Below are 24000 nucleotides of genomic sequence, written 5' to 3'. Positions count from 1 at the left end.
GTGTTGCTACGGTGCTGCCCGACGGACGCGGTGCGGCGTATATTGTCTACAACAGACCGTAGTCAGAATGCAATAGTCCGATTTCGGGAGCGCCTCTTGAAGGGGAGCGCTCCCATCCGGGAGGCTGTGAGCCCCGAGGAGGAACCATGAGGCGCAGCGACGTAGGCAGGGATCCGGGCGTGGGCCTGGAGGCACCGAGTCTGGTGGTGCTCGCCGCGGACGCCATCCGCAAGAAGATCCTCGCGGGCGAGCTGCAACCGGGGGAGCGGCTCATCGAGGAGCGGCTCACCGAGGACCTCGCCATCAGCCGGCCCCCGCTGCGCGAGGCACTGCGGGTGCTCGAGACCGAGGGTCTCGTCTCGACGCGGCCCCGGCGTGGTGCGTTCGTCGCGACGCTCGATGAGGAAGACGTCTTCGAGATCCTCACCCTGCGCTCCACCTTCGAACGCATGGCCTTCGAACTCGGCATCCCGGTCGCCGATGACGCGCTGCTGGATCCCGCCCGGCGCGCGCTCGACGAGATGGAGCGGTGTGCGGACGCCGAGGACCGGGGTGCGCTCGTGCAGGCCGGCTACCTGTTCCACTCCGCGCTCATCCGCATCGCCCGTCATCGGCGGCTCGAGGAGCTCTACGCCTCCGTGCAGCAGCAGCTGCTGCTGTGCATGTCGCGCAACCTCATCGCGCGGGAGCGCTATTACGAAGACCTGCACGAGCACGTCGGCCGGCACCGCCACCTGCTCCGACTCGTCGAGTCGGGCGACAAGGAGGCGGCGCTCGCCGAACTCGCCGTGCACGGTGAGCGGTCATTCGAGAAGGAGCCGTCGCTCTCGCTCACCGACTCCGACCCGACCGCCGGGTGACGCGCGCTACCGCAGGGTGGTGACGAGGCTCTCCACCGGCGCCGGCTTTCGGTCGGGGCTCGGCTTCTCGGTCAGACCGCCGACGTAGAGCCAGCCGAGCAGCTCCTCGTTGTCGGCCAGTCCGTGCATCCGGCGCACCGGATCGGTACGGGTGAGCGGGCCGGAACGCCACATGGCGCCCCAGCCGGCCTCGTGCAGCAGCAGATTGAGCGCGTGGCCCACGCCGGCCGCGGCGATGTCCTGCTCCCACGCGTGCACCTTGAAGTTCTCCTGCCGGCTCGCGACGACCGCGATGAGCAGGGACGCGCGCAACGGTTTGCCCGCGAGTTTCTCCGCGTGCTTGCCCTCGGCCGACGACGCCTCCACGAAAGCGGCGCCGAGGCGTGCCCGGGCGTCACCGCGCAGTTCGATCAACCGCCACGGCCGCAGCGAGCCGTAGTCGGCCATCGTCGCGGCGACCTCGGTGAGGCGCACGATCTCCGCGGTGTCCGGGGCGTCCGGAGTCACACGGGATTGCGACCGGCGCCGAAGCATCGCCTCGGCGGCCGTCACCTACTCGGCCTCGAAGTTCAGCGCGAGGGAGTTCATGCAGTAGCGGTCACCCGTCGGCGTGCCGAATCCGTCGTCGAACACGTGACCCAGGTGCGAACCGCAGTTCGCGCAGCGCACCTCGGTGCGGACCATGCCGAGGCTCGTGTCCTCGATGAGCTGAACCGCCTCCGGCCGCACCGACTCGTAGAAGCTCGGCCAACCGCATCCGGAATCGAACTTCGTGCCGCTCTTGAACAGCTCCGCGTTGCACGCGGCACACGTGTAGAGACCGGCGCGCGACTCGTCGAGCAGCTCACCCGTCCATGCCCGCTCGGTGGCGGACTGGCGCAGCACCGCGAACTGCTCCGGGGACAGCTCCTCGCGCCACTCCTGCTCGCTCTTCTCGACCTTGTAACCCATGGTGGTCGGTTTCCTCTCCTAGCGAAGGGACATCCTTCGTCAGAATAAACTCGCGGGCGTGCCCGAACGTTCCCTCATGGTCCGCCCGTGGAGCGAACTCACGACCCGGGAACTCTATTCGATCCTCAAACTGAGAACCGATGTGTTCCTGGTCGAGCAGAGGGTCGACGAGACCGAGCTCGACTTCCGCGATCTGGAACCCGCCACGCAGCACGTGTGGATCGCCGACGACCAGGGAGCGGCCGCCTACCTGCGGGTTCTCGTGGATCCGGTGCCCGAACACCGTGACGCGCACCTCGTCGTCGGGCGGGTCGTCGTGCGCGCCGATCGGCGCGGCGAGGGCCTCGCGCGCGACCTGCTCGACGAGGTAATACGGCGTCATGGACGCCTCGCGATGATGCTGCACGCGCAAGTCGCGGTGCGCGGGGTGTACGAACGGTTCGGGTTCGCGGCCTTCGGCGAGGCCTATGACGAGGCGGGTATCCAGCACATCTCGATGTACCGTCCCGCCGACTCGACGCTTCCCCGCTGATGGAGACCGCGGCGTGGTACCGCCGGTTCGCCGACGAGATGCGACGCCGTTCGCCGCTCACCGCGGCGTGGGCGGAGGGTGTCGCGGCCGACGACGAGGTGCTCGCGCTCATCGACCGGCTGCCGGACCAGCGTCGACAGCCCGCGCTCGTCTTCGCGTGCGCGCGGCTGCGCGGCTGGGCGGATGCCTCGTGGCCGGAGCTGCGCGAGCGGCTTCTGACGCGGTGGGCGGAGGTCGAGGCGGAGGCGCTCGTGCGCGCGACGCAGACGAACGAACCGGGTCGGTGCGCCGCGCTGCTGCCCGCACTCGCGCGGATCGACTGGCCGCTCGCAATCATCGAGGTCGGCGCCGCGGCCGGGTTGTGCCTGCAGCTCGACCGCTACGCCTACCGCTACGACGGCGGGCCCGTGATCGGCGGGCCCGTGATCGGCGGGCCCGTGGTCGGCGACTCCCGACTGGTGCTCGATTGCGCGACGGACGGCGCGGTCGCGCCGCCGGCGGGGTTGCCGCAGGTGGTGTGGCGGCGCGGCATCGACCGCGCGCCGCTCGACGCGGCCGACCCGGCCGACGCGGCGTGGCTGCGTGCGCTGCTGCCGGCGGACGAGCCGGAGCGGCGGGGGCGACTGGACGCCGCGCTCGGCATCGCCGCACAGGATCCGGTGGTGGTCGAGCGCGGCGACGCGGTCGACGACCTCGCCCGGCTCGTCGCCGAGGTGCCGGACGACGCGGCGCCCGTCGTCGTCACGACGGGCGTGCTCGCCTACCTGCCGCGCGCTCGCCGGGAGCGGTTCCGGGAGGAGGTGCGCCGACTCGGGGTGCACTGGGTGAGCCTCGAGTTCGCCGGCCTCTACCCCGACACGGCGCCGGCCGCCGTACCGCCCTCCGACGCGCCGTTCCTGCTCGCGCTCGACGGGCATCCGCTCGCCTTCGCGGAACCGCACGGCGAGACCCTGCGCCGCATCCCCGCCTGACCCGCGCGCCGCCGCCCCGCCGGAGTCGGGCCGCCGCACCCTCGACTGACCGGGCCGCCCGATCCCGCCACGGCGCTGACCGGTGCCGCTACACAATCGCGCTCGTGCGGCAGAAGAAGGTGTGGCGCACGCACGGTTGTGTAGCGCGTCGGATCGACGTTGTCGCGTGAGCGCGGATCTGTAGCGCGGATGGAGCTGTAGCGCGGCGCATCCGGGGCGCGCGGGCGCGCCGCCGCGACGGGGATGTCGAGCGGTTCTACGATGACGCGGATGGGAGCCGTACCCGAACGCGCGCCGGACACGCTCAGTGAGCGCGACCGCCGCATCCTCGACTTCGAACGCGAGTGGTCGCGTCACGTCGGGGCGAAGGAGGCGGCCATCCGCGAGCGGTTCTCTCTCACGCCCGCCCGCTACTATCAACTGCTGAACGGCCTGATCGACGACGTCGACGCCGTTCGCTACGACCCGATGCTCGTCGGACGGCTGCGTCGCCTTCGCGATGCCCGCACCGCCGCCCGCGGCACCCGCGTGTTCGGTGCCGACGGCGGCGCGGGTCGCCCCTTCGACGAGCGCTGAGGACCATGGCCAAGTTCCCGAGAGACGAATTCGACGACATCCCGACCCTGCCGCGGGTGGGCGCTCATCGGGCGCCGGCGCGCAAGGGGCGCGGATGGATCCGGTTCGCCTGGGCGGCGCTCGCGACCGGTGTGCTCGTGCTCGTCGGCGTCATCGGACTCGCGCTCGTCAACGACAGCTTCCGGTTCGACCTGCCCTCCCTCGCGGGGGAGAGTTCGCCTCCCCCCACCGAGGCTCCGCCTGCGACCGCGGAGCCGGTGACGGATCCTTCGGCGATCGACCCCGCGCTCGGACTCACCATCACCGTGCTCAACGCGAGCCCCGTCGACGAGCTCGACGAGCAGATCGGCGACACCCTCGAGGAGCAGGGTTGGCCCGTGGGCGCGCGCAACACGGCGGCCGACCGCGATTTCCCCGACACGATCGTCTTCTACAACGGCGAGCAGTTCGAGGGCATCGCCCGCGGCATCCTCGCGGCGATCGGCGAACCGGGCGACGTGCAGCTCTCCGACGCGTACCCCGGTGCCCCGGTGACCGTCGTGTTAGGCGCCGATCGAGCCGAATAGGCGCCGCTTCATGGCCCGGGTGTTACGCCCGTGTTTAATTCTTGTTGAATTGTCGTGAGCACGGCGTCATCTGGGGTTTTCGGGCCTGTTGGCGACACATCGCTCCGTTAGCATCTGGCTTGGTCGCCCATCCGGCGCGCGAAAGGCAGAGCACCCGCATCCGCCAGCGGGCCGGAGGGGTGCGGGTTGCGGCCCGCGTCGACCCGGCACTGGCGATTCCGCACGGGCCGCACGCACTACGCAGCACCGCAGCAGCAGGGAGCAACACCATGGCGACTGGGACCGTGAAGTGGTTCAACGCAGAGAAGGGCTTCGGCTTCATCACCGTCGAGGGCGGAGGCCAGGACGTGTTCGTCCACTACTCCGCGATCGACATGAGCGGCTACAAGGTCCTCGAAGAGGGCCAGCAGGTCGTCTTCGAGGTGGGTACCGGATCGAAGGGGCCGCAGGCCGAGTCGGTTCGCCTCGCCTGAGCGCGAACCCCGACTGAACCTCGTCGAACGCCGTCCGCTGCCGCGGGCGGCGTTCTTCGTTTCCCGGCCCTGCGGGCGGTGAACGGGGCCGGGTACCCTCACTTGCACTCGGTCATGGGGAGTGCCAGAATCAGTTAGCACTCGTTTCTGCTGAGTGCCAACCTCACGCTGATTCATACGTCCGGGAGGGACGAGGAACACACATGGCTAAGATCATCGCTTTCGACGAAGAGGCCCGCCGCGGCCTCGAGCGCGGCCTCAACACCCTGGCCGACGCCGTCAAGGTCACGCTCGGACCGCGTGGACGCAACGTCGTCCTGGAGAAGAAGTGGGGCGCCCCCACCATCACGAACGACGGCGTTTCGATCGCCAAGGAGATCGAGCTCGACGACCCGTACGAGAAGATCGGTGCGGAGCTCGTCAAGGAGGTCGCCAAGAAGACCGACGACGTCGCCGGAGACGGCACCACGACCTCGGTCGTGCTCGCCCAGGCGCTCGTCCGCGAGGGCCTGCGCAACGTCGCGGCCGGCGCCGACCCCATCAGCCTCAAGCGCGGCATCGAGAAGGCCACCCAGGCCGTCTCCGACGCGCTCATCGCGAGCGCCAAGGAGGTCGAGACCAAGGAGGAGATCGCCGCCACCGCGTCGATCTCGGCCGCCGACGAGACCATCGGTGCGCTCATCGCCGAGGCCATCGACAAGGTGGGCAAGGAGGGTGTCGTCACCGTCGAGGAGTCGAACACCTTCGGCACCGAGCTCGAGCTCACCGAGGGTATGCGCTTCGACAAGGGCTTCATCAACCCCTACTTCGTCACCGACCCGGAGCGTCAGGAAGCGGTCTTCGAAGACCCGTACATCCTGATCGTCAACTCCAAGATCTCCGCGATCAAGGACCTCCTGCCGGTCGTCGACAAGGTCATCCAGGCCAACAAGCAGCTGCTCATCATCGCCGAGGACATCGACGGTGAGGCGCTCGCGACGCTCGTGCTCAACAAGATCCGCGGCATCTTCAAGTCGGTCGCCGTCAAGGCCCCCGGCTTCGGCGACCGCCGCAAGGCCATGCTGCAGGACATCGCCATCCTCACCGGTGGTGCCGTCATCAGCGAGGAGATCGGTCTCAAGCTCGAGAACACGACCCTCGACCTGCTCGGTCGCGCCCGCAAGGTCGTCGTGACCAAGGACGAGACCACGATCGTCGAGGGCGCCGGCGACAGCGAGCAGATCGCCGGTCGCGTGCGTCAGATCCGTGCCGAGATCGACAACACCGACAGCGACTACGACCGCGAGAAGCTCCAGGAGCGCCTCGCGAAGCTCGCCGGCGGCGTGGCCGTCATCAAGGCGGGTGCCGCGACCGAGGTCGAGCTCAAGGAGCGCAAGCACCGCATCGAGGACGCCGTGCGCAACGCGAAGGCCGCCGTCGAGGAGGGCATCGTCGCCGGTGGTGGCGTGGCCCTCATCCAGGCCGGCCTCAAGGCGTTCCAGGGCGACGCGATCACCGGTCTCGTCGGTGACGAGGCGACGGGTGCGAACATCGTGCGTGTCGCGATCGACGCTCCGCTGAAGCAGATCGCCCTCAACGCCGGTCTCGAGCCGGGCGTCGTGGTCGACAAGGTGCGCAACCTCCCCGCCGGCCAGGGCCTCAACGCCGCGACCGGTGAGTACGTCGACATGCTCGAGGCGGGCATCAACGACCCGGTGAAGGTCACCCGTTCGGCGCTGCTCAACGCGGCGTCGATCGCCGGTCTGTTCCTCACCACCGAGGCCGTCGTGGCCGACAAGCCGGAGAAGAACCCGGCTCCGGTCGGCGACCCGAGCGGTGGCATGGACTTCTGATCCAGTCGCAACACCACGTGTGGGCGGTTCCCTTCGGGGAGCCGCCCACACGGCGTTAACCCGCCCGCACGTCACCCGGCGATCAGCTCGAGCACGGGACCGCGGTGCAACACCCGGTACACCCGGTCGCGGATGCGGTTGGCCTCCGGATCGGTGAGCGTGCGGTCGAGCGGACGCAGGGTGAGACGAACGAGCGCGTTCGCCTGATCGGGCCGCAGGGCCAGGCGGTCCCGAGCGGACTCCGGCAGGTCCGCCCACGGGGTGAGCGCGAGCAGCTCGATCGATTCGAGGTCGTCCGCGTCTGCGCCGAGCGCGGACCGCACGCGATCGCCGAGGGTCTCCGCGTCGTCGAGCCCGTCGACCACGATCGAGAGATCCCGCCGCAACGGCGGCATGATCGAGACCGGTCGCCACGGCTCGAGGTCGAGCAGCTGGCGCTGCACCCTCGGATCGACCGACCGCAGCACCCGGATGTCGGGGATGCCCTTGCGCAGCATGAGCGCACGGTCGAGTCCCATCCCGAGGGCGAGGCCGGACCACCGGGCAGGGTCGAGCCCCGCACCGGTCCACAGGTGGTCGGCGACGACTCCGCACTCGGCGAGCTCGAGCCACTCCCCGTCGATGCGCACGTCGATCTGCCGCCCGTCCCGGGTGTACGGGTGGGTGGCGGGTTCCGCGCGCCACTCGGCGCCCGGGAAGACGGCCTGCACGATCGCGCCGGCCAGCGCGAGCAACTCGTCGACGCCGAAGCGGGCGCGGGACGACAGGCGCCACAGGTCCACCTGATGCGGCTCGCCGACGTGGGTGCGGTCGATCGAGTCCCGGCGGTAGACGAGCCCGGGCAGCACGATGAGGTCGTCGTGCGCCGGTTCCGGCAGCGTCGCCAGCCGGTCGAGCAGACCGGGGATCGCGGCGGACGTGTGGCTGCGGAGCATGACCCGGTCACTGACGTACCGGGTGTAGCGGCGGTCTCGGGTGACGTCGGCGATCGGGAATCCGAGCCGGTCGTAATTGTCGGCCACGGGAACGAGCGGCGAGTCCCTCACGAGACGGATATGCGGCCGGTCGACGGTCACCGATGCGGCCGCATCGATGACCGCGTCGAGCAGTGTCTGCATCGCGTGGGCCCCACGGGCAGGGTCGCTGAGGTCACGCAGGGCGAGGGCGTCCGCGAGTTCGCGGGAGGAGAGGTGGGGCATGGCAGGTCCTTCGTGTCGAGTCGGTTCGAGGAGACACCCCCGAGCGGCTCGGCGCGGGACCTACGCGCGCGCGATCAGGCCCACACGACCGGGGACCGGTCGGGGGCGCAGAAATCGTGCGGCGCGATACGTCATGCCGACCACCGTAACGGCGCGGACCCCGCGACGGAAGCCGAGGCGCCAGAGCCCTTGTCGTCCTCCGGCGGCGGCCGCTACTGTCGGAGACATGAGCTTGTAGCAGGACTCCGGCCCCTCCGCGTTCACGCGGCGATCGTCTCCCCCTGCTCAGAATCGGATGTCTTCCCCGTGGCTCATTCATCGCCCGTCTCCCATGACGCGCCTGACGACTCGCACCTTCCCGCCGACTCGCACGCACACTCCGACGCGCCCGTCGACGTCGCCGTGGTCGGCGCCGGCATCGTCGGCGCGTCGATCGCGTATCACCTCGCCTCCCGCGGGCTCGCGGTGACGATCTTCGATGCCGGTCTCCCTGCATCCGGCGCGACCGGAGCGTCCTTCGCGTGGATCGGCGCGACCGAGGTGCCGGATGTCCCCTCCGCGCCCCTGCGACGGATCGCGGTCGACGAATACCGCCGCCTCGAGAGCGAGGTGCCCGAGCTCGACGTCACGTGGTCCGGTTCGCTCACCTGGCCGCCGGCAGCGACGAACGGATGGTTGGACGCGGCGGCGATCGCGGCCGTCGAGCCGGGGCTGCGCACCCCGCCGCTCGGGGCCGTGCATTCGCCGGAGGACGGCGCGGTCGACCCGGTGGCGGCGACCGAGGCGCTCGTCGATGCCGCCGTCGCGCGGGGCGCGCGCGTGCACGTCGGCACCCCCGTGACCGGGTTGCTTATCGAGGGGGAGTTGGTGATCGGGGTGCGTACCCCGCGCGGCGACGTGCGCGCGGGCACCGTCGTCGTCGCGGCCGGGGTCGGAACGGCTGCGCTGTGCGCCGCGGTCGGTGTCCATGTGCCCGTGCACTCCTCCCCGGCGGTGCTCGTGCGGGCGCGCAGCGCCCGGCGGGTCGTGCACGGCATCGTGGCGGGCCCGGACTTCGAGGTGCGTCAGGACCGCGAGGGCGTGCTGCTCCTGCCGCTCGAGTACACCGGAGAGCAGTCCCAACACGATCTCGCCCGCACCGCCCGGCGGGCCGTCGATCGGCTGCGTGCGGAGCTCGACCGCACCCGCGACGTGAGGCTGGTGTCGGTCGACATCGGTTGGCGGCCGATGCCGATCGACGGCGAACCGATCGTCGGCGCCGTGCCGGGTCGGCCGGGCCTGTACGTGAGTGTCATGCACTCCGGGGTCACTCTCGCCGCCGCGGTGGGGCGCCTCGTGGCCGACGAGATCGCCGGTCATCCCGGCGACGGTGACGCCGGTGCGAGCGAGGGCGTCGATTCGCTCGAACTCCGCGGCTGCCGCCTGGAGCGCTTCGGCGCCTAGCGGCCGAACAGTCGCGCGTTCGCCGACTCGATGTCGGCGTACTGCTGACCGGCCTGGCCGAGCGCGGTGGTGATCTGCGCGAGGCTCTCTTCGACGCGCAGCTGGGTGGCGCGCCAGTCGGTGATGACCGACTGGAAGGCGGTCGCGGCTTGACCGCCCCACGACCCCTGCAGGTTGGTGAGCTGACCGTGCAGGCCGCTCACCTCGCTCTGGATGCGGCTGATCGAGCCGCGGACGGCGGCGGTGACGGAGAGGACGGCATCGGCATCGACGTGGTAACGGGTCATGCCGTCGACGCTACGAGCCCGCGACGCTCCCGGCCGGGGTGGACTGTGTGGTTGGGGACGGCTCGGCGGTGGGGAGGAGGGGCAGCAGCACGCGGAAGGTCGCGCCGCCCCCCGGTGTCTCGTCCACCTCGACGACGCCGTTGTGCGACCGGACGATCGCCGAGACGATCGCGAGTCCGAGGCCGCTGCCGCCGGTCTCACGGGTGCGCGAGCTGTCGGCGCGCCAGAAGCGCTGGAAGATCTTCTCGCGCAGCTGGGGCGGGATGCCCGGGCCGTGGTCGATGACGGCGATGACGCCGTAGCCGCGCTCGCGGTCCGCGCCGACACCGATCTCGATCGGGCTGCCGTCGGGGGTGTACCGCATGGCGTTGCCCATGAGGTTGGTCACGACCTGGCGGATCTTGTTCTCGTCGCCGCTGACGCTCGCCCGCACCTCGTCGTCGATGATCGTGCGGGGCGCGAGCGGCGCCTCCTCCTGCTTCTGCGGGCGACCGCGACGGTTGCGCAGGCGGGCCCAGCGTTCGCCGGAGAAGACGACCGGACCGGTGGCGTTCGCCCCGGTCGACCGCAGACCGAATCGGCGGGTCGGGCCGGCGTCCGCATCCGGAGTCGCCTCGTCGTCGGTCGGGGCCTCGACCTCGGCCGGCTCGAACTCGAGCGGCACCACCGTCACGGTGCGGTCGGGGGACTGGGCGGTCGCGTCGAGCGCGACGTCGTGGGCGATCGGCACGAGGTCGACGGGGGCGAGGGAGACCGGGCGCGCCTCGTCGAGCCGGGCCAGCTCCAGAAGGTCGGAGACGAGCTCCGACATGCGGATCGCCTCCTTCTCGATGCGGTCCATCGCCTGCGCCACGTCGTGCTCGGAGGCGATCGCGCCCATCCGGTAGAGCTCGGCGTAGCCGCGCACCGACACGAGCGGGGTGCGCAGCTCGTGGCTCGCGTCGCCGACGAAGCGGCGCATCTGCTCGATCGTCTTGGCGCGATCGGCGAACGCGCGGTCGATGCGGGCGAGCATCGCGTTGAGGGAGCGGTTGAGGCGGCCGACCTCCGTGTTCGGGAGTGCTCCCGACATGCGCTGATTGAAGTCGCCGTCGGCGAAGCGCGCCGCCGTCTCCTCCACATCCCGCAGCGGCGCGAACGTGGTCATGACGAGCAGGCGCGTGAGCGCACCGCCGAGCACGACGACGGCGATGGCGAAGAACATGAAGATCGCGGCGAAGCGGGCGACGACGTCGTTCGTGCTGGTGAGGTCGAGGCCGACGACCACGGAGACGTCGGCGTCGGTGCCGGCGATGCGGCCCTCGCTCGCGATCACCCGCCACTGCGCGACCTTGCCGGGGGAGTAGGCGGTGAACGCCTGCCCCTCGAAGTCCTGGGTGCGCTCGAAGGAGAGCTTCGACAGGTCCGGGGCGGGCTGTCCGACTCCGCGGTTGTCGCACAGCACGTCGTCGCCATCGGCAGAGATCACCGCGATGTAGTACTCCTCCGTGGGCCCGGTGCTGACCTTGCACCCTTCGCTCGTGCGCTCGATGGACTCGTTCGCGAGCGAGTCACGCGCCGTCGCGACCCGCGAGTCCACCTCTTGCAGGAGGTACGCGTTGAGCAGCGACATCGTGCCCGCGCCCGCGACGAGCAGGCCGAGCGTGAGGAGGAGGACCGTCACTCCCGTGATCTTGGTGCGGAGGGAGATCCCGTTCCACCACGCGGAGAGGTGACGGTGCATGGGTGAGGGTTAGACCTTGTTGGCTTTGAGCATGTATCCGAAACCGCGCTTGGTCTGGATGATCGGCTCGCTCGAGTACTGGTCGAGCTTACGCCGCAGGTAGCTGATGTAACTCTCCACGATTCCGGCGTCGCCGTTGAAGTCGTACTCCCACACGTGATCGAGGATCTGCGCCTTCGACAGCACCCGGTTGGGGTTGAGCATGAGGTAGCGCAGCAGTTTGAACTCGGTCGGGCTGAGCTCGACCTGCTCGTTGCCGATGGTGACCTCGTGGGTGTCCTGGTCCATCGTGAGCTCGCCGGCGCGGATGATCGCGTCTTCGTCGTCCTGCATCGTGCGGCGCAGGATGGCCTTGATGCGGGCGACGATCTCGTCGAGGCTGAACGGCTTGGTGACGTAGTCGTCGCCGCCTACCGTGAGGCCGGTGATCTTGTCCTCGGTGTCGTCCTTCGCGGTGAGGAACAGGATGGGCGAGGTGTAGCCGCTCGAGCGCAGGCGCTTGGTGACGCCGAAGCCGTTCATGTCGGGCAGCATCACGTCGAGGATGATGAGGTCGGGCTCCTCTTCGAGCACTGCCGAGATGGCGGCGGCCCCGTTCCCCACGGCGCGCACGGCGAAGCCGGCGAATCGCAGCGACGTGGTGAGGAGGTCGCGGATGTTGGGCTCGTCGTCGACGATGAGAATCTTGGGTCCGTCAGCCATGCCCCAAGTATCTGCACGCTTGCTGGACGCCGCCTGTATGTCGTGTCAGCGGGGCGGATGTGCATCATCCGGGGCGCGTGCGGGCGCGCTGCCCGCCGGGTCCGAGTGCGCTGTGTGCCTCCGGGGACGGCGGCTGGGACCGACTCAGGCGGCGATCGTGTCGGAGTCGAGGATCGTGTAGCTGTAGCCCTGCTCGGCGAGGAAGCGCTGCCGGTTCTGCGCGAAGTCCTGGTCGACGGTGTCTCGCGCGACGAGCGTGTAGAAGTTCGCCGGCAGCCCGCTCTCCTTCGGACGCAGCAGCCGGCCGAGGCGCTGAGCCTCCTCCTGCCGGGAGCCGAACGAGCCGGACACCTGGATCGCGACGGTCGCCTCCGGGAGGTCGACCGAGAAGTTGGCGACCTTCGAGACGACGAGCACCTTCGTCACGCCGTCGCGGAACTCCTGGAACAGGCGCTCGCGCTCCGGCACCGGCGTCGCGCCGGTCAGCTGCGGGGCGTCGAGGGTCTCGGCGAGCTGCTCGATCTGGTCGAGATACTGGCCGATCACGAGGATGCGCTCGCCCTGGTGCTTCTCGACGAGGTCGCGCACGACCTGCATCTTCGCCGGCGCGGTCGCCGCGAGGCGGTACCGCTCGTCGTCGGCGGACGCCGCGTACTCGAGCCGCTCCTGCTGCGGCAGGTCGACCCGCACCTCGTAGCAGGAGGCGGGGGAGATGTAGCCCTGGGCCTCGATCTCCTTCCACGGCGCATCGAACCGCTTCGGACCGATCAGGCTGAACACATCCGACTCGCGTCCGTCTTCGCGCACGAGGGTCGCGGTGAGCCCGAGGCGACGTCGCGCCTGCAGTTCGGCGGTGAGCTTGAACACCGGCGCGGGCAGCAGGTGCACCTCGTCGTAGACCACGAGACCCCAGTCGAGCGCGTCGAGCAGCGCGAGGTGGGCGAACTCGCCCTTCCGTTTCGCCGTGAGGATCTGGTACGTCGCGATGGTGACCGGCTTGATCTCCTTGAGCTGACCGGAGTACTCGCCGATCTCGTCCTCGGTGAGGCTCGTGCGCTTGAGGAGCTCGCTGCGCCACTGGCGCGCCGAGACGGTGTTGGTGACGAGGATGAGCGTCGTCGTGTCGGCCTTCGCCATCGCGCCCGCGCCGACGAGCGTCTTGCCCGCGCCACAGGGCAGCACGACGACGCCGGAGCCGCCCTCGAAGAAGTTGTCGACCGCCTTCAGCTGGTAGTCACGCAGGTGCCAGCCGTCTTCCTTGAGGTCGATCGGATGCGGTGTGCCGGGGGTGTAGCCGGCGAGATCATCGGCGGGCCAGCCGATCTTCACGAGCTCCTGCTTCACTTGCCCGCGCGCCCACGGCATGAGCGTCCACACCTGCGAGGTGCGGCGCACCCCGAGCAGCGGTCCGATCCGCTTGTTGCGCGTGACCTCGCTGAGCACCGCGGGATCCGTGCTGCGCAGCACGAGTTCTCCCTCGTCGTCGCGCTCGATCACGAGGCGGCCGTAGCGGCCGACGGTCTCGTCGATGTCGACGGCGACGGACTGCGGGATCGGGAACTTCGACCAGCGCTCGAGCGTGCCGATCATGTCGGCGGCCTCGTGTCCGGCGGCGCGCGCGTTCCACAGGCCGAGCCGCGTGATGCGGTAGGTGTGCATGTGCTCGGGGGCGCGCTCGAGCTCGGCGAAGACCGCGAGCTCGTGGCGCGCGTCCTCCGCATCGGGGTGCGCCACCTCGAGCAGTACGGTGCGATCGCTCTGCACGATCAGGGGTCCGCCGGTCATGACCTTCCAGTCTAGGTCAGCCGGACGTCGCGCCCGCCGACCCGCTCGTCGTCGCGCGGCAGGCGTCTGCCGCTCGGAATCGAACGCCGGCGCGGGTGGGGGTATTCCGGTGGCGTTCCCTGAGCCTGTCGAAGGGAACCCCGCGCGGCGCTTTCGCGGCATAAGTCTCATCCGCGCCGGTATTTCCTACCGCGGATGCGAGTTGCCCCGCGGAACTGCTCAGCGACCGCGCTTCGACGGGCTCAGCGAGCGGCGTTCCCTGAGCCTGTCGAAGCGAACTCCGTGTGGGCGCTTCGACAAGCTCAGCGACCGCGCTTCGACAAGCTCAGCGACCGCGCTTCGACGGGCTCAGCGACCGCGCTTCGGCGGGTTGAGCGACCGGTGGTCAGGGGAGCGGGGTGACCGCGCTGATGTGGGAGAGGGGCAGCGTGCGCTCGATGTCGGCCTTCGCGTCGCGGCCGCGCACGCGGCCGCCGGCGAGTCCGGTCGGCTCGACGCGGTACACCGCCTCCGACCCGTTCGGCAGGGTCACCGTCACGTCGACGATCGTGCGGGCCTTCACGGCCTGCTCGAGCTGGCGTGCGATCCACGCCTGACCGGTCTCCTCCGGCTCGACGGTGCGGGTGTCGCGCAGTCGGGTGAGCAGCGCCGCGACCGGGTCGGTGGGTTCCGGGGCCGGCTGCCGGGTGCGCGGACGCTCGATCTCGATCGTGCGGCCCTCCGCATCCTCCGCGACGACCGGGTAGCGGGCGTCGTGCAGGCTCCACAGCACCACCTCGACGGGGAACCGGCTGATGAGGCGGTGCGGTCCGACCGGTTCGAGCGCGATGGCGGAGAGCTCCTGGTCGACAGCGACCGTGCCCAGCAGCCCGGTGTCGTCGGAGCGCACGTAGCTGCGGGCGGAGGCGTCCGCCGTGCCCGGTGTCGCCGCCGACGGGTCGATCGCGCCGACGCGCAGGGCTCCGTAGCGCGAACTCGTCTCGCCGATCAGGTAGTCGAGCGGTTGCGGGATGCCGGTGAGCGAGATGCTCGCGAGGAACCGGCGCAGCGACTCGGCCGTCTCGCCGCCGCCGAGCGCGCGGGTGAGGCTCTGCCGGGTGACGCGGTAGCTCGACGCGAGCGAACGGGACTCCACATCGGCGATGCGCCGCAGCCGGGCGTCGATCGCCGGGGCCAGGGGTCCGGGCGACACGATCGTGAGGTCGTGCTGCAGGTAGACCTTCTCGACCTCGCCGGGGAACAGCTCCGCCATCGCGGCCTCCGCCTCGGCGGGCTCACCGCGCAGCAGGTGCATGCCCGCCGTCGACGGGGCACCGGATGCGGTGATGCCGAGCCGCTCCGCGTCGGCGAGGTGCTCGGAGACGCGCTCGCGCATCCGGTCGCCGCCCGCGGGGAAGAACCAGTCGACGTAGTCGGCGAACCCCTCGCCCCACACGGCGTGGAGACGCTCGACGAGCACCTCGCGCAGTTCCGGGGGCAGGCGGTCGAGCCAGGCGGAGGCGAGGTGGGTCCAGCGGGCCGCGGTGGCGCGGTCGGCCCACTCGGCGGCGAGGGGCGCGGCCGACCAGAGTCCGCCGGCGAGTTGCGCGAGCTGCGCGTTCTCGGCGATGCGGCGCACCGCGGGCACCGCGTCGAGTTCGACGCCGGCGCTCGCCGCGAGGCGCTTCGCATCCGGCAGCGACATGCCACCGCGGTGCAGCTCGCGCGCGGGCTGCAGCTCGAGCGCCGCGAGCAGTTCGGCGACCGCCGTCGTCGCGCCGAACGCGTGATCGGCGGCGGCGCGGTCGATGAATCGGCGGTCCGTGGTCGACACGGACTCGAGGGCGGCCGGCGCGCTGCCCGAGATGAGGTCGTCGCGTGAGGGCAGGCCGAGCGACGGCCAGGAATCGAGCTGCTCGTTCACCGAGTCGTAGACGAGGGGCGCGGTGGCGGGCGCTTCGGGTTCGGCGTCGAGCAGGGCGAGGCCGTGCAGGCGCTGCAGCCTCTGGGTGGGGTCGTCGATGTCGTCGAGCGTTCCGGCGCTCGCCGCGGCGAGCACGGCGAGGGTGGGTCGGTCGAGTCGCGCGAGCGCCTGCTGCACCGAAGAGCGATCGAGCAGCGCATCCGCCAGATCGAAGACATCGCGGATGCCGTTCGGCTTCACCTCACGGTCGTGCAGCAACCGGGTGAGCGCCTGGTCGTCCATCGCTCTCAGACGCCCGGCGAGCGAAAGGGCGGACCCGCTAGCTACGGGCATCCTTCGCGGCCCGGCTGCGTCGGGTGAGGCTCACCAGCAGCAGCACGATGATGAGCACGAAGGCGAAGGGGAGTCCGATCATCGGCAGCACGGCGATGATGCTCCAGATGCCGCCGCTGAGGAGCGTCTGCTGCATGCCCGCCGCGGTCGCGACGATGATCGCGATGAAGCAGATGAGCGAGAGCGCGACGATGGCCGCGATCATGTACGCGAGCACACGCTCGGCACGATGCGCGGTGACCGGGCTCGGGGTGCTCATTCCTCCAGGATACGGCCCGAAGGCCCCGCCCCTTACAATCGAGAGTTACCGAGATCACAAGAGGTGTTTGCCATGCCCACCGGCAGAGTGAAGTTCTACGACGAAGACAAGGGCTTCGGCTTCGTCAGCAGCGACGACGGCCAGGAGGTCTTCCTGCACGCCTCGGCGCTGCCCGCGGGGGCGAAGGTGAAGGCCGGTACGAAGCTCGAGTTCGGGATCGTCGACGGCAAGCGCGGCGTTCAGGCGCTCTCCGCACGCATCGTCGAGTCGCCGCCGAGCGTGGTGAAGATGAACCGCAAGCCCGCGGACGACATGGCGATCATCGTCGAAGACCTGGTGAAGCTCCTCGACGGCATCGGCGGCAACCTCAAGCGCGGCCGGTACCCCGACAACGCGCACAGCCGCAAGATCGCGGCCCTGCTGCGCCGAGTGGCCGACGAGCTGGATGTCTGAGCCGGCCGAGGCGGACGTCTCCGCGACGGAACCGACCCCGGAACCCCGACTCGCGCCCACGAACGACAGCATCACGGCGCTCGCCCGCGAGGCGCTGCTCGAGAACACGGACGCCCGCAACATCGGTCCGTACGTGCGCACGCTCGACGAGGGCGACGGCGTCGTCTCCGTGCTGTTCGAGTCGACCCTGCCCGGGTACCCCGGATGGAAGTGGACCGTCAGCATCGCGACCGTCGGCGACGCCGAACCGACCGTGATGGAGTCCGAGCTCATGCCCGGCGAGGGCTCGCTGCTCGCGCCGGAGTGGCTGCCGTGGTCGGAGCGTCTCGAGGAGTGGCAGGCGGCCCAGGCCGCTGCCGCGGCCGCCGCCGCGGAAGCCGAGGACGACGAGTCGGACGACGACGATGATGACGACGACGAGCACGACGAGCTCGACGCGGACGCCGACGAGGCGGACGACCTGGGCGACGACGTGTACGACGGCGTCGATCCGGAGCTCGCCGTCACGGGCGACGAGCACGACGACGACGACGAGCACGACGACGACGACGACGAGTCGGACGACGACGACGAGGACGACGACGCGGATGTCGCCGTCGAGGGGTCAGCGGCGGGTGAGCTGGGCGTAGAGCAGGCCGAGCAGCCCGAGCGCGAGGCCGACGATGCAGGTCCAGACGAACCAGCCGCGCCCGTCCGCCGTCAGCGCCGGCGCCGCAAGAACGACGACTAGGGCGACCAGCCAGAGTGCGGTGCCGGCGAGCAGCGCTCGCCGGTCATCCGTGTTCACCGGCTCCGGATCGGGGCGGCGCTCCGAGTCCTTGAGCCACAGTCGCATTGCTACAGGCTATCGACCACGAACTCGATGCTGCGGATGAGCTGACGGATGTCGTCCGGCTCGATCGCCACGAACGTCGCGACGCGCAGCTGGTTGCGGCCGAGCTTGCGGTACGGCTCGACGTCGACGACACCGTTCTCGCGCAGCGTCGAGGCGACCGTCTTCGCGTCGATCGCGTCGTCGAAGTCGATCGTGACGACGACCTGCGAGCGGTGCTCCGGGTTCGCGACGAACGGGGTCGCGTAGTTCGAGGCATCCGCCCATTCGTACAGCGCGTTCGACGACTCCTTCGTGCGGGCGTCCGCCCAGGCGAGTCCGCCGTTGCCGTTCATCCAGTCGAGCTGGTTCTCGAGCAGCAGCAGCGTGCCGAGCGCGGGGGTGTTGAGGGTCTGCTCGAGGCGAGAGTTGTCGAGCGCGTTCTGGAGGCTCAGGAACTCGGGGATGTAACGGTCGGATGCGGCGATCCGCTCGATCCGCTCGATCGCGGCCGGACTCACGGCGGCGAACCAGAGGCCGCCGTCGCTCGCGAAGTTCTTCTGCGGCGCGAAGTAGTAGACGTCGCTCTCGGTGAGGTCGACGTCCACTCCGCCGGCGGCGCTCGTCGCGTCGATGACGGTGAGCGCACCCTCGTCGCCGTGCACCCGCTTCACCGGCGCCATCACGCCCGTGGAGGTCTCGTTGTGCGGCCAGGCGTACACGTCGACGCCGCTGATGACCTCGACCTCGCTGCGGGATCCGCCCGGCGCGTCGATCACCTTGGGGGCCTGCAGCCATGGCGCGTTCGCGGCGGCGGCGAACTTGGCGCCGAACTCGCCGAAGGTGAGGTTCTCGCTGCGGCGTTCGATGAGTCCGAACGCGGCGGCCTCCCAGAACGCGGTCGATCCGCCGTTGCCGAGGATGATCTCGTAGCCGTCGGGCAGGCGGAAGAGCTCGGTGAGGCCCGAGCGCACACGTGCGACGAGCTGCTTCACCGGTGCCTGCCGGTGCGAGGTGCCCATGATGCGGGCGCCCTCCGACGCGAGCCAGTCGAGCTGCGCCTGGCGCACCTTCGACGGTCCGCAGCCGAATCGGCCGTCGGCGGGCAGCAACTCACTGGGGATGGTGACCGTGGGCATGCGGGGAGTCTATTTGCGTCCGGGGGTGCGCGTCGAAGTCGAGCGGAGCGCAGCTCATCCCTACAGTCGGAGCGTGCGGATGCCACGCGAGCCGGAGCTGCGACTGTTCCGGGATGTCGACTTCTCGGCGCTCGAGACAGGTCGGGCGACCTTCCGACGTCTGACCCGCCCGTTCCCGAGCCGACTCGGGACGGCGCTCATCGTGCTCATGTTCGCCGCGGGAGCGGTCGTGGTGTTCGCGCCCGTCGGCTTGTTCGTGGCGGACAGCGACTCGCAGCGCCTCTTCTTCGCGGTGTGCGGTGTGCTGGCGCTCGCCGCGTTCGTCGGGCCGATGCTGGCCTTCCTCGTGTGGAACCGCCTCCATGGACGGCCCATGATCGACGCGGCCGGCAAGCTCGGCCGATTCGCCGAAGCGAACGCCTTCGACTACCGGCCGCAGACGATCGAGGAGGGCGAGCTTCCCGCCCCGGCCGGGCAGGAGGGCATGACGCAGCGGGTCCGCCACCGGCTGCACCCGGCGCCCGACTCACCGCTCCCGCCGTTCGAGATCGGCTACCGCTTCTTCCACCGCCCGGTTCCGGCGGACTTCCGACCCACGACCGAGACCCCGTACCCGGTGACGCTCGAGTACGGCTGGTACGTCGCGGTGCCGTTGCCGCGCCGTCTGCCGCACATCGCCCTGCTGCGCCGCGAGGATGTCGACGACTCCGATCTCGACCACGGTGCGCGCTATTCGATGGGGCTCGAGTTCGATCGCACGTTCACCCTGCTCTGCCCGCCCGGCTACGAGCGGGACGCCCTCTACCTGTTCACACCCGACGTCATGGCGGCGATGCTCGATGACGCCGGTGCGGCGCAGTTCGGGGCGGAGGTGCTCGATGACCGACTCTTCTTCCGTTTCCCGATCAACTCGTTCCCGGCCCTTCTGTTCTCCGCCGATGTGCGACGCGCGTTCCTGCTGGTCGAGCGCACCGCGGCAGAGCTGACGAAGCAGGCGTCGCGCTACCGCGACAGCCGCGTCGGCGACGCGCAGCTGAACCTGGTCGACGAGTCGGGTCGCCGGATGGGCACCCGCAAGCGGCGGACCGCCGTCATCGCGGGAGTCGGGGTGCCGCTCATGATCCTTGCGCCGTTCACGATGCTGATGTTCGGCATGCTCGCGCTCTGAGCGCTCGACGGCCGGCTCCTCCGTGAACGCGACGGCGTCGTGCCGACGGCTCCCTACGAGGCGCTGCTGTCCTGACCGCGGAACACCGGCACCGTGCGCGGCCGGCGCATGCGCTCGGCAAGCACGAGCGCGAGCACGCCGAGTAAGATCGTGCCGCCGACATGCACGAGGCCCTGGAGGGCGACGACAGCGGACAGCAGCCCGGGATCGCGGAACGCGTCGCCGAACACGAACGTCTGCGTGAGCAGAGTCGGCACGGCCGTCGCGGCGAGCACCCACGCCGGTGCCCACCGCCACGGGTGGGGGATGACGCCGATGCGCCCGATCTGCGCGACCGCGATGAGCGAGGCGAGCGCCTGGATGAGGGCGTCGGCGTAGCCGTAGGCGAAGAGCGCGGGCGAATCGGGTCCCGGCGTGTAGAGCAGCTCGCTCAGCAGCGGGGAGAGCAGCGTCCATAGGGCCAGCACGGTGATCGCCGTCGTTCCGAGCGGGCGGCGGTGGGTGACGCTGCCCGCGCGGCGGATGCCGAAGGCGAAGACGAGGAGCGCGGCAGAGAAGGCGGCCGAGGAGGTCGTGGCGGCGACCGCGGAGAATCCCATCGGCACCGACATGAGCACGGCCTCGATAACGACGGTGGCGAGGAGCAGCGAACCGCCGACGATCCACGTGAGTCGCGCATCCGCTGCGCGGGGAGCGGCGGGGGCGACCATGCTCGGAGTCTAGGAGTGCCCACGCTCAGGCGCGAGAACGGGGCGGCCGGAGTACCCGGCCGCCCCGTCGTCGTGTGCCTTACCGCGTGCTGGCGCGGCGGCGCAGCAGCAGCAGCGTGCCGATGACCCCGAACAGCAGCGGGAGCACGAGCAGTTCCGGGCGGAGCTCGCCGCCGGTCTGCGCGAGCGTGCCGGTGGGCACCGTGCCGTCGGCGGCCGTGACGGTGAGGGACGCCCACCCGACGAGCTCACCCTCGGCATCGAACACCGCGAGGCGGTGTGCCCCGACCTCCGCGTCCTCGGGGATGCGCACGGTGAGCGCCCCGGCCGAGTCGGCCTGCGCCCAGTCGCCGCCGAGCAGCGTCGGGGTGGAGAGCAGCCACGCGGCCGTCCACTCGCCCGCGCGCTCCTCGCCGAGCCCGACCGTGAGCACCTGACCCTGCTTCACCGTGGCGGAGTCGAGCGCGAGCCCGCCTTCCGCGTATCCGTCGACGTCCGCCGCCGTGCGCGGTGCGGGAGCACCGGTCGGCTTCGCGTCGGGACCGGGCTCACCCGGGCCCGGACCCGGGTCGACGGGCTCGACGTTCAGCACGACCGGCTCCGATTCGCCGATCACGGCGTGATCGTGGCCGTAGAGCCGCGCGATGATCGCGGCCCCGTCGTCCGCCTCCGACACCGTGCGGGTGAGGGTGGCGGTCGCCTGGCCGGGGATGACCACGAACTCCTCGGAGCCCGCGGCACGGATGAACCAGTGCCAGTGGTCCTCGCCGGTGTCCGGATCCTGCGCGGCGGTCAGGGTGAGTGCGTCCCCGGCCGTGTACGACTCCTCGAGGCCCGAGACGGTGATCTCGGTCTCGACCGGCGGCGCCTCGACGATGTTCAGCGACACCGGGGTCGACTCCACGTACGGCGTGCCGTCGGGCAGGGTCAGCCGGGCGAAGACCGCGGCCCCGTCGAGATCCTCGGTCGCGGCGAAGGTGAGCGTCGAGTCGTGCTGGTCCTCGACCAGCATCGGGGTGCTCTCGCCCGCGCGCTGCACGAACCAGTCGTACCGGTCGATGACGGATGCGGGAGTCACGGTCGCATCGAGAGTCACCTCGTCACCGGCGGTGTACTGCTCGGCGAGACCGGTGATGCTCAGCTTCTGCCGCGGCGCGGCACCGTGGTCGTCGACGTGGATCGTCACCGGCTCGGCGACGATCGGCTCACCTCCGCCCGCGAACGCGAGCGTCGCCCGCACCTCGACGCCGTCGAGTGCCTGCTCCGCGGTGAGGCGGTGCTTGAGGCCCGAGGCGCCGGGCACCGTGGTCCACTCCTGTCCGGGCCAGCGCCAGTCCCACGCCACCGTGTCGCCCTCCGCGAGGGCGGGGTCGGCGGCGAGCACGAGGTCGATCGCGCCGCCCTGGTGGTAGTGACCGCTCAGACCCTGGAAGAAGAACAGCTGGGTGTCGGGGTCGGCGTCGGAGACGAGCACCGGCACGTTGGTCTGCCCGACCATCGGCCCGGCCGCGTCGCCCACGTGGGCGATGAGGAACAGCATCCCGTCGTCGTCAGCGACGGTGAGCGGCATCTCGACGCTCAGCGCCTCGGCACCGGAGCCCTCCTTCACGATGCGGTTCGTCCACGGATCGGTGTTCAGGTTCATGTACTGCCACACGTAGTAGAGGTCGTCCCGCTGCGGGTACACCTCGCCGGTGGCGCGGAGCGTCGCCCCGTCGCGGTAGACGCCCTGCACGCCGGCGATCAGAACCTCGCGCTCGCGCACCTCGACCGCGATCGGAGCGGACTGGGCGACCGCGACGCCGTCGCGCACGGTCTGCACCGCCCACTCACCCGTGAAGGCGAACGGGCTGTCGACGACGATGCGCGAGCCCTCGACCCTCACGCCGTCGGGTGTGGGGTACCACAAGCCGCCGTAACTCAACACGAGCTGCAGACTCTCGCCCTCCCCGGGTGCACCGTCGATGGCGAGCACGGACGGGTCGCCGAGGTACGTCGGGGTCGCCGTCTCCAGCACCGCCGTGACGGCCTGAGCCGCCGGGGTCACCTCGATGGGCACCCACACGGTCTGCTGCTCGACGGGGTCGCCGGAGAGGAGCCGCACGCTGAGCTCGAAACCGTCGTGCGAGATGTCGACCGGGAGCTCCAGTCGCCCCGCGGAAGCGTCGGTTCCCGTGCCGGTGACGGGGTCGCCGCCATGGGAGGCGCCGATCGGACGTATGAGCCATTCGAACTCCTCACCCTGGTCGAGGGTGGCGCCCACGACGCGGGCGGTCAGCAGGCCGCCGGGCGCGTACGCCTCGGCGATGCCGCGAATGGCGAAGACGTCGCCGCCCGCCTCTTCGGTGACCGTGACCTGCACGGGCGCCGACACGGATGCGGTGGCGAGGTTCAGGGTCTCCGGCACGAACGCCGCGGTGATCGCGTGCACTCCGACGCCGAGCTGCGGCACGGTGAGACTCGCGCGTCCGTCGGCCACGCGCTCGTGGCCGATCACGCTCCCGCCGGCGCGGAACTCCACGAACCCGTCGACGGCGGCCGGTTCGACCGTCGCGTCGAGGGTGAGGGGATCGCCGAGCACGAGGTCCGTCGCGGACGTCTCGAGCGCGACCGAGGTCTCCGCCAGCACCGGCGCGTCGCCCACCACGAAGGTGTACGTCGCGGTCGACGTCGACGGGATGCCGCCGATGGTCACCAACCCCTCGATCGTGATCCGGTAGATGCCCGGCGCCGTGAACGCCCAGTTCGCGTGCATGTGGGTGCGCTGCACGGTGAACGACTTCAGGTCCTCGGTCGACGACCACAGGCGGTTGGGCTGGCCGAAGGAGCCGAACGTGAACAGCTCGAACTTGCCCGGTCCCTCGACGTCGACGAGGCGGAAGGTGGTGTTGTTGCCGTCGATCGCGTTGTTCGGCACCGACTCCGTCGAGAAGCCCGGCCAGATCGTCTCCGGGTTCTGGGTCATGGGCGCGAGCCAGATCTCCGCGCCGGCGGGCGCGACGAACTCGATGCCGGCCGGGGCCGTCATCCGGGCGTCGTGATCGACGTGGAACCACACATCGTCGGCGGCGAAGCGGGTGCCGTTGCCCTCGGGCACGTCGGCCTTCGTGCCGAGCGACAGCTGCCCGTTCTCGAGGAAGGTCGAGATCGCGTCGGTGTGGATGTCCTGCAGCAGACGATGCTCGCGCGGCTGGGGCGCGGGTCCGTCGGCCGCCGCCGCGGGGAGGGCCGGCAGCAGGAGTGCTCCTGCCGCGACCGCCGCGGCGGTGAGGAAGGCGGCGGGCCGCCGCCTTCGGGTGGAAGTGATCACGGGGGTGTTCCTTT

Annotated in this window: 23 protein-coding genes and 1 pseudogene; 11 read left to right on the top strand and 13 right to left on the bottom strand. The window is 70.6% G+C overall.

The window, feature by feature from the left end:
* The first annotated feature begins 146 nt into the window (after window positions 1-146).
* A complete protein-coding gene (locus CLV46_RS12945) occupies window positions 147-860 on the top strand; it encodes a GntR family transcriptional regulator (RefSeq protein ID WP_100365157.1) in 714 nt (237 codons plus the stop codon).
* Between the two features lie 6 nt (window positions 861-866).
* Here the strand turns inward: CLV46_RS12945 and CLV46_RS12940 are convergent, their stop codons facing one another.
* Window positions 867-1394, bottom strand: coding sequence for a nitroreductase family protein (locus CLV46_RS12940; RefSeq protein WP_100366055.1), 528 nt, complete (start codon window positions 1392-1394; stop codon window positions 867-869).
* Between the two features lie 18 nt (window positions 1395-1412).
* Entirely contained in the window at window positions 1413-1811 is a 399-nt protein-coding gene (gene msrB, locus CLV46_RS12935) for a peptide-methionine (R)-S-oxide reductase MsrB (protein WP_100365156.1), read from the bottom strand.
* 58 nt (window positions 1812-1869) lie between these two features.
* Here msrB and CLV46_RS12930 point away from each other — a divergent pair, with 58 nt between their 5' ends.
* The 6 genes from CLV46_RS12930 to groL all read left to right on the top strand — a co-directional run bounded on the left by CLV46_RS12930 (window position 1870) and on the right by groL (window position 6761).
* On the top strand, window positions 1870-2343 hold the full coding sequence (locus tag CLV46_RS12930; RefSeq protein ID WP_245866835.1) for a GNAT family N-acetyltransferase: 474 nt from the start codon (window positions 1870-1872) through the stop codon (window positions 2341-2343).
* Window positions 2343-3314: a DUF2332 domain-containing protein gene (locus CLV46_RS12925; RefSeq protein ID WP_100365154.1), complete on the top strand. Its 972-nt coding sequence runs from the start codon at window positions 2343-2345 to the stop codon at window positions 3312-3314. Before CLV46_RS12930 ends, CLV46_RS12925 begins: the two co-directional genes overlap by 1 nt.
* Window positions 3315-3584: 270 nt before the next feature.
* The gene (locus CLV46_RS12920) at window positions 3585-3890 is read left to right on the top strand and encodes a DUF3263 domain-containing protein (protein WP_211282201.1); all 306 of its coding nucleotides are present in this window, start codon (window positions 3585-3587) and stop codon (window positions 3888-3890) included.
* Between the two features lie 5 nt (window positions 3891-3895).
* Window positions 3896-4456 carry a LytR C-terminal domain-containing protein gene (locus CLV46_RS12915; protein ID WP_100365152.1) on the top strand — a complete coding sequence of 187 codons (561 nt, stop codon included), beginning with the start codon at window positions 3896-3898 and terminating at the stop codon, window positions 4454-4456.
* Between the two features lie 269 nt (window positions 4457-4725).
* A complete protein-coding gene (locus tag CLV46_RS12910) occupies window positions 4726-4929 on the top strand; it encodes a cold-shock protein (protein ID WP_100365151.1) in 204 nt (67 codons plus the stop codon).
* Window positions 4930-5132: 203 nt separating this feature from the next.
* Window positions 5133-6761, top strand: coding sequence for a chaperonin GroEL (gene groL / locus CLV46_RS12905; RefSeq protein ID WP_100365150.1), 1629 nt, complete (start codon window positions 5133-5135; stop codon window positions 6759-6761).
* A 71-nt stretch (window positions 6762-6832) separates the two neighbouring features.
* On the opposite strand, the gene srmL is transcribed toward groL, so the two are convergent.
* On the bottom strand, window positions 6833-7960 hold the full coding sequence (srmL, locus tag CLV46_RS12900) for a PheS-related mystery ligase SrmL (RefSeq protein ID WP_100365149.1): 1128 nt from the start codon (window positions 7958-7960) through the stop codon (window positions 6833-6835).
* Between the two features lie 306 nt (window positions 7961-8266).
* Between srmL and CLV46_RS12895 the strand changes: the two genes are divergently transcribed.
* Window positions 8267-9403, top strand: a complete 1137-nt coding sequence (locus CLV46_RS12895; RefSeq protein ID WP_100365148.1) for an NAD(P)/FAD-dependent oxidoreductase — start codon at window positions 8267-8269, stop codon at window positions 9401-9403.
* Here the strand turns inward: CLV46_RS12895 and CLV46_RS12890 are convergent.
* The 6 genes from CLV46_RS12890 to CLV46_RS16720 form a co-directional block, all read right to left on the bottom strand.
* A complete protein-coding gene (locus CLV46_RS12890) occupies window positions 9400-9690 on the bottom strand; it encodes a WXG100 family type VII secretion target (RefSeq protein ID WP_100365147.1) in 291 nt (96 codons plus the stop codon). The two genes, CLV46_RS12895 and CLV46_RS12890, sit on opposite strands and share 4 nt — an antisense overlap.
* 10 nt (window positions 9691-9700) lie before the next feature.
* Window positions 9701-11413, bottom strand: a complete 1713-nt coding sequence (locus CLV46_RS12885; RefSeq protein ID WP_100365146.1) for a sensor histidine kinase — start codon at window positions 11411-11413, stop codon at window positions 9701-9703.
* Between the two features lie 9 nt (window positions 11414-11422).
* Window positions 11423-12115, bottom strand: coding sequence for a response regulator transcription factor (locus CLV46_RS12880; RefSeq protein ID WP_100365145.1), 693 nt, complete (start codon window positions 12113-12115; stop codon window positions 11423-11425).
* A gap of 144 nt (window positions 12116-12259) precedes the next feature.
* The gene (locus tag CLV46_RS12875; RefSeq protein ID WP_100365144.1) at window positions 12260-13900 is read right to left on the bottom strand and encodes a DNA repair helicase XPB; all 1641 of its coding nucleotides are present in this window, start codon (window positions 13898-13900) and stop codon (window positions 12260-12262) included.
* Window positions 13901-14285: 385 nt separating this feature from the next.
* Window positions 14286-16085, bottom strand: coding sequence for a helicase-associated domain-containing protein (locus CLV46_RS12870; RefSeq protein ID WP_245866832.1), 1800 nt, complete (start codon window positions 16083-16085; stop codon window positions 14286-14288).
* Window positions 16086-16122: 37 nt separating this feature from the next.
* A complete protein-coding gene (locus CLV46_RS16720) occupies window positions 16123-16395 on the bottom strand; it encodes a multidrug ABC transporter ATPase (protein WP_157802327.1) in 273 nt (90 codons plus the stop codon).
* Between the two features lie 72 nt (window positions 16396-16467).
* Between CLV46_RS16720 and CLV46_RS12860 the strand changes: the two genes are divergently transcribed.
* Both CLV46_RS12860 and CLV46_RS12855 read left to right on the top strand, forming a co-directional pair.
* The gene (locus CLV46_RS12860; protein ID WP_100365141.1) at window positions 16468-16848 is read left to right on the top strand and encodes a cold-shock protein; all 381 of its coding nucleotides are present in this window, start codon (window positions 16468-16470) and stop codon (window positions 16846-16848) included.
* A complete protein-coding gene (locus CLV46_RS12855; RefSeq protein WP_157802326.1) occupies window positions 16841-17578 on the top strand; it encodes a DUF3027 domain-containing protein in 738 nt (245 codons plus the stop codon). Before CLV46_RS12860 ends, CLV46_RS12855 begins: the two co-directional genes overlap by 8 nt.
* On the opposite strand, the pseudogene CLV46_RS17000 reads toward CLV46_RS12855, so the two are convergent.
* Together CLV46_RS17000 and serC are read right to left on the bottom strand one after the other, a co-directional pair.
* Window positions 17537-17683, bottom strand: a pseudogene (locus CLV46_RS17000) (DUF2530 domain-containing protein); the annotation flags it as partial. The gene CLV46_RS12855 and the pseudogene CLV46_RS17000 overlap by 42 nt on opposite strands.
* Before the next feature lie 2 nt (window positions 17684-17685).
* Window positions 17686-18798, bottom strand: coding sequence for a phosphoserine transaminase (gene serC, locus CLV46_RS12845; RefSeq protein ID WP_100365139.1), 1113 nt, complete (start codon window positions 18796-18798; stop codon window positions 17686-17688).
* A gap of 73 nt (window positions 18799-18871) precedes the next feature.
* On the opposite strand from serC, the gene CLV46_RS12840 reads away from it, so the two are divergent.
* Window positions 18872-19966, top strand: a complete 1095-nt coding sequence (locus CLV46_RS12840; RefSeq protein WP_157802325.1) for an MFS transporter — start codon at window positions 18872-18874, stop codon at window positions 19964-19966.
* 53 nt (window positions 19967-20019) lie between these two features.
* Here the strand turns inward: CLV46_RS12840 and CLV46_RS12835 are convergent, their stop codons facing one another.
* Window positions 20020-20676, bottom strand: a complete 657-nt coding sequence (locus CLV46_RS12835; RefSeq protein WP_100365137.1) for a hypothetical protein — start codon at window positions 20674-20676, stop codon at window positions 20020-20022.
* 79 nt (window positions 20677-20755) lie between these two features.
* The gene (locus tag CLV46_RS12830; protein WP_100365136.1) at window positions 20756-23986 is read right to left on the bottom strand and encodes a choice-of-anchor M domain-containing protein; all 3231 of its coding nucleotides are present in this window, start codon (window positions 23984-23986) and stop codon (window positions 20756-20758) included.
* Between the last annotated feature and the right edge of the window lie 14 nt (window positions 23987-24000).

The organism is Diaminobutyricimonas aerilata (assembly GCF_002797715.1).
Classification (GTDB): Bacteria; Actinomycetota; Actinomycetes; order Actinomycetales; family Microbacteriaceae; genus Diaminobutyricimonas; species Diaminobutyricimonas aerilata.
The sequence above is the reverse complement of the archived record's forward strand: the minus strand, read 5'-3'. Positions and strand labels throughout refer to the sequence as shown.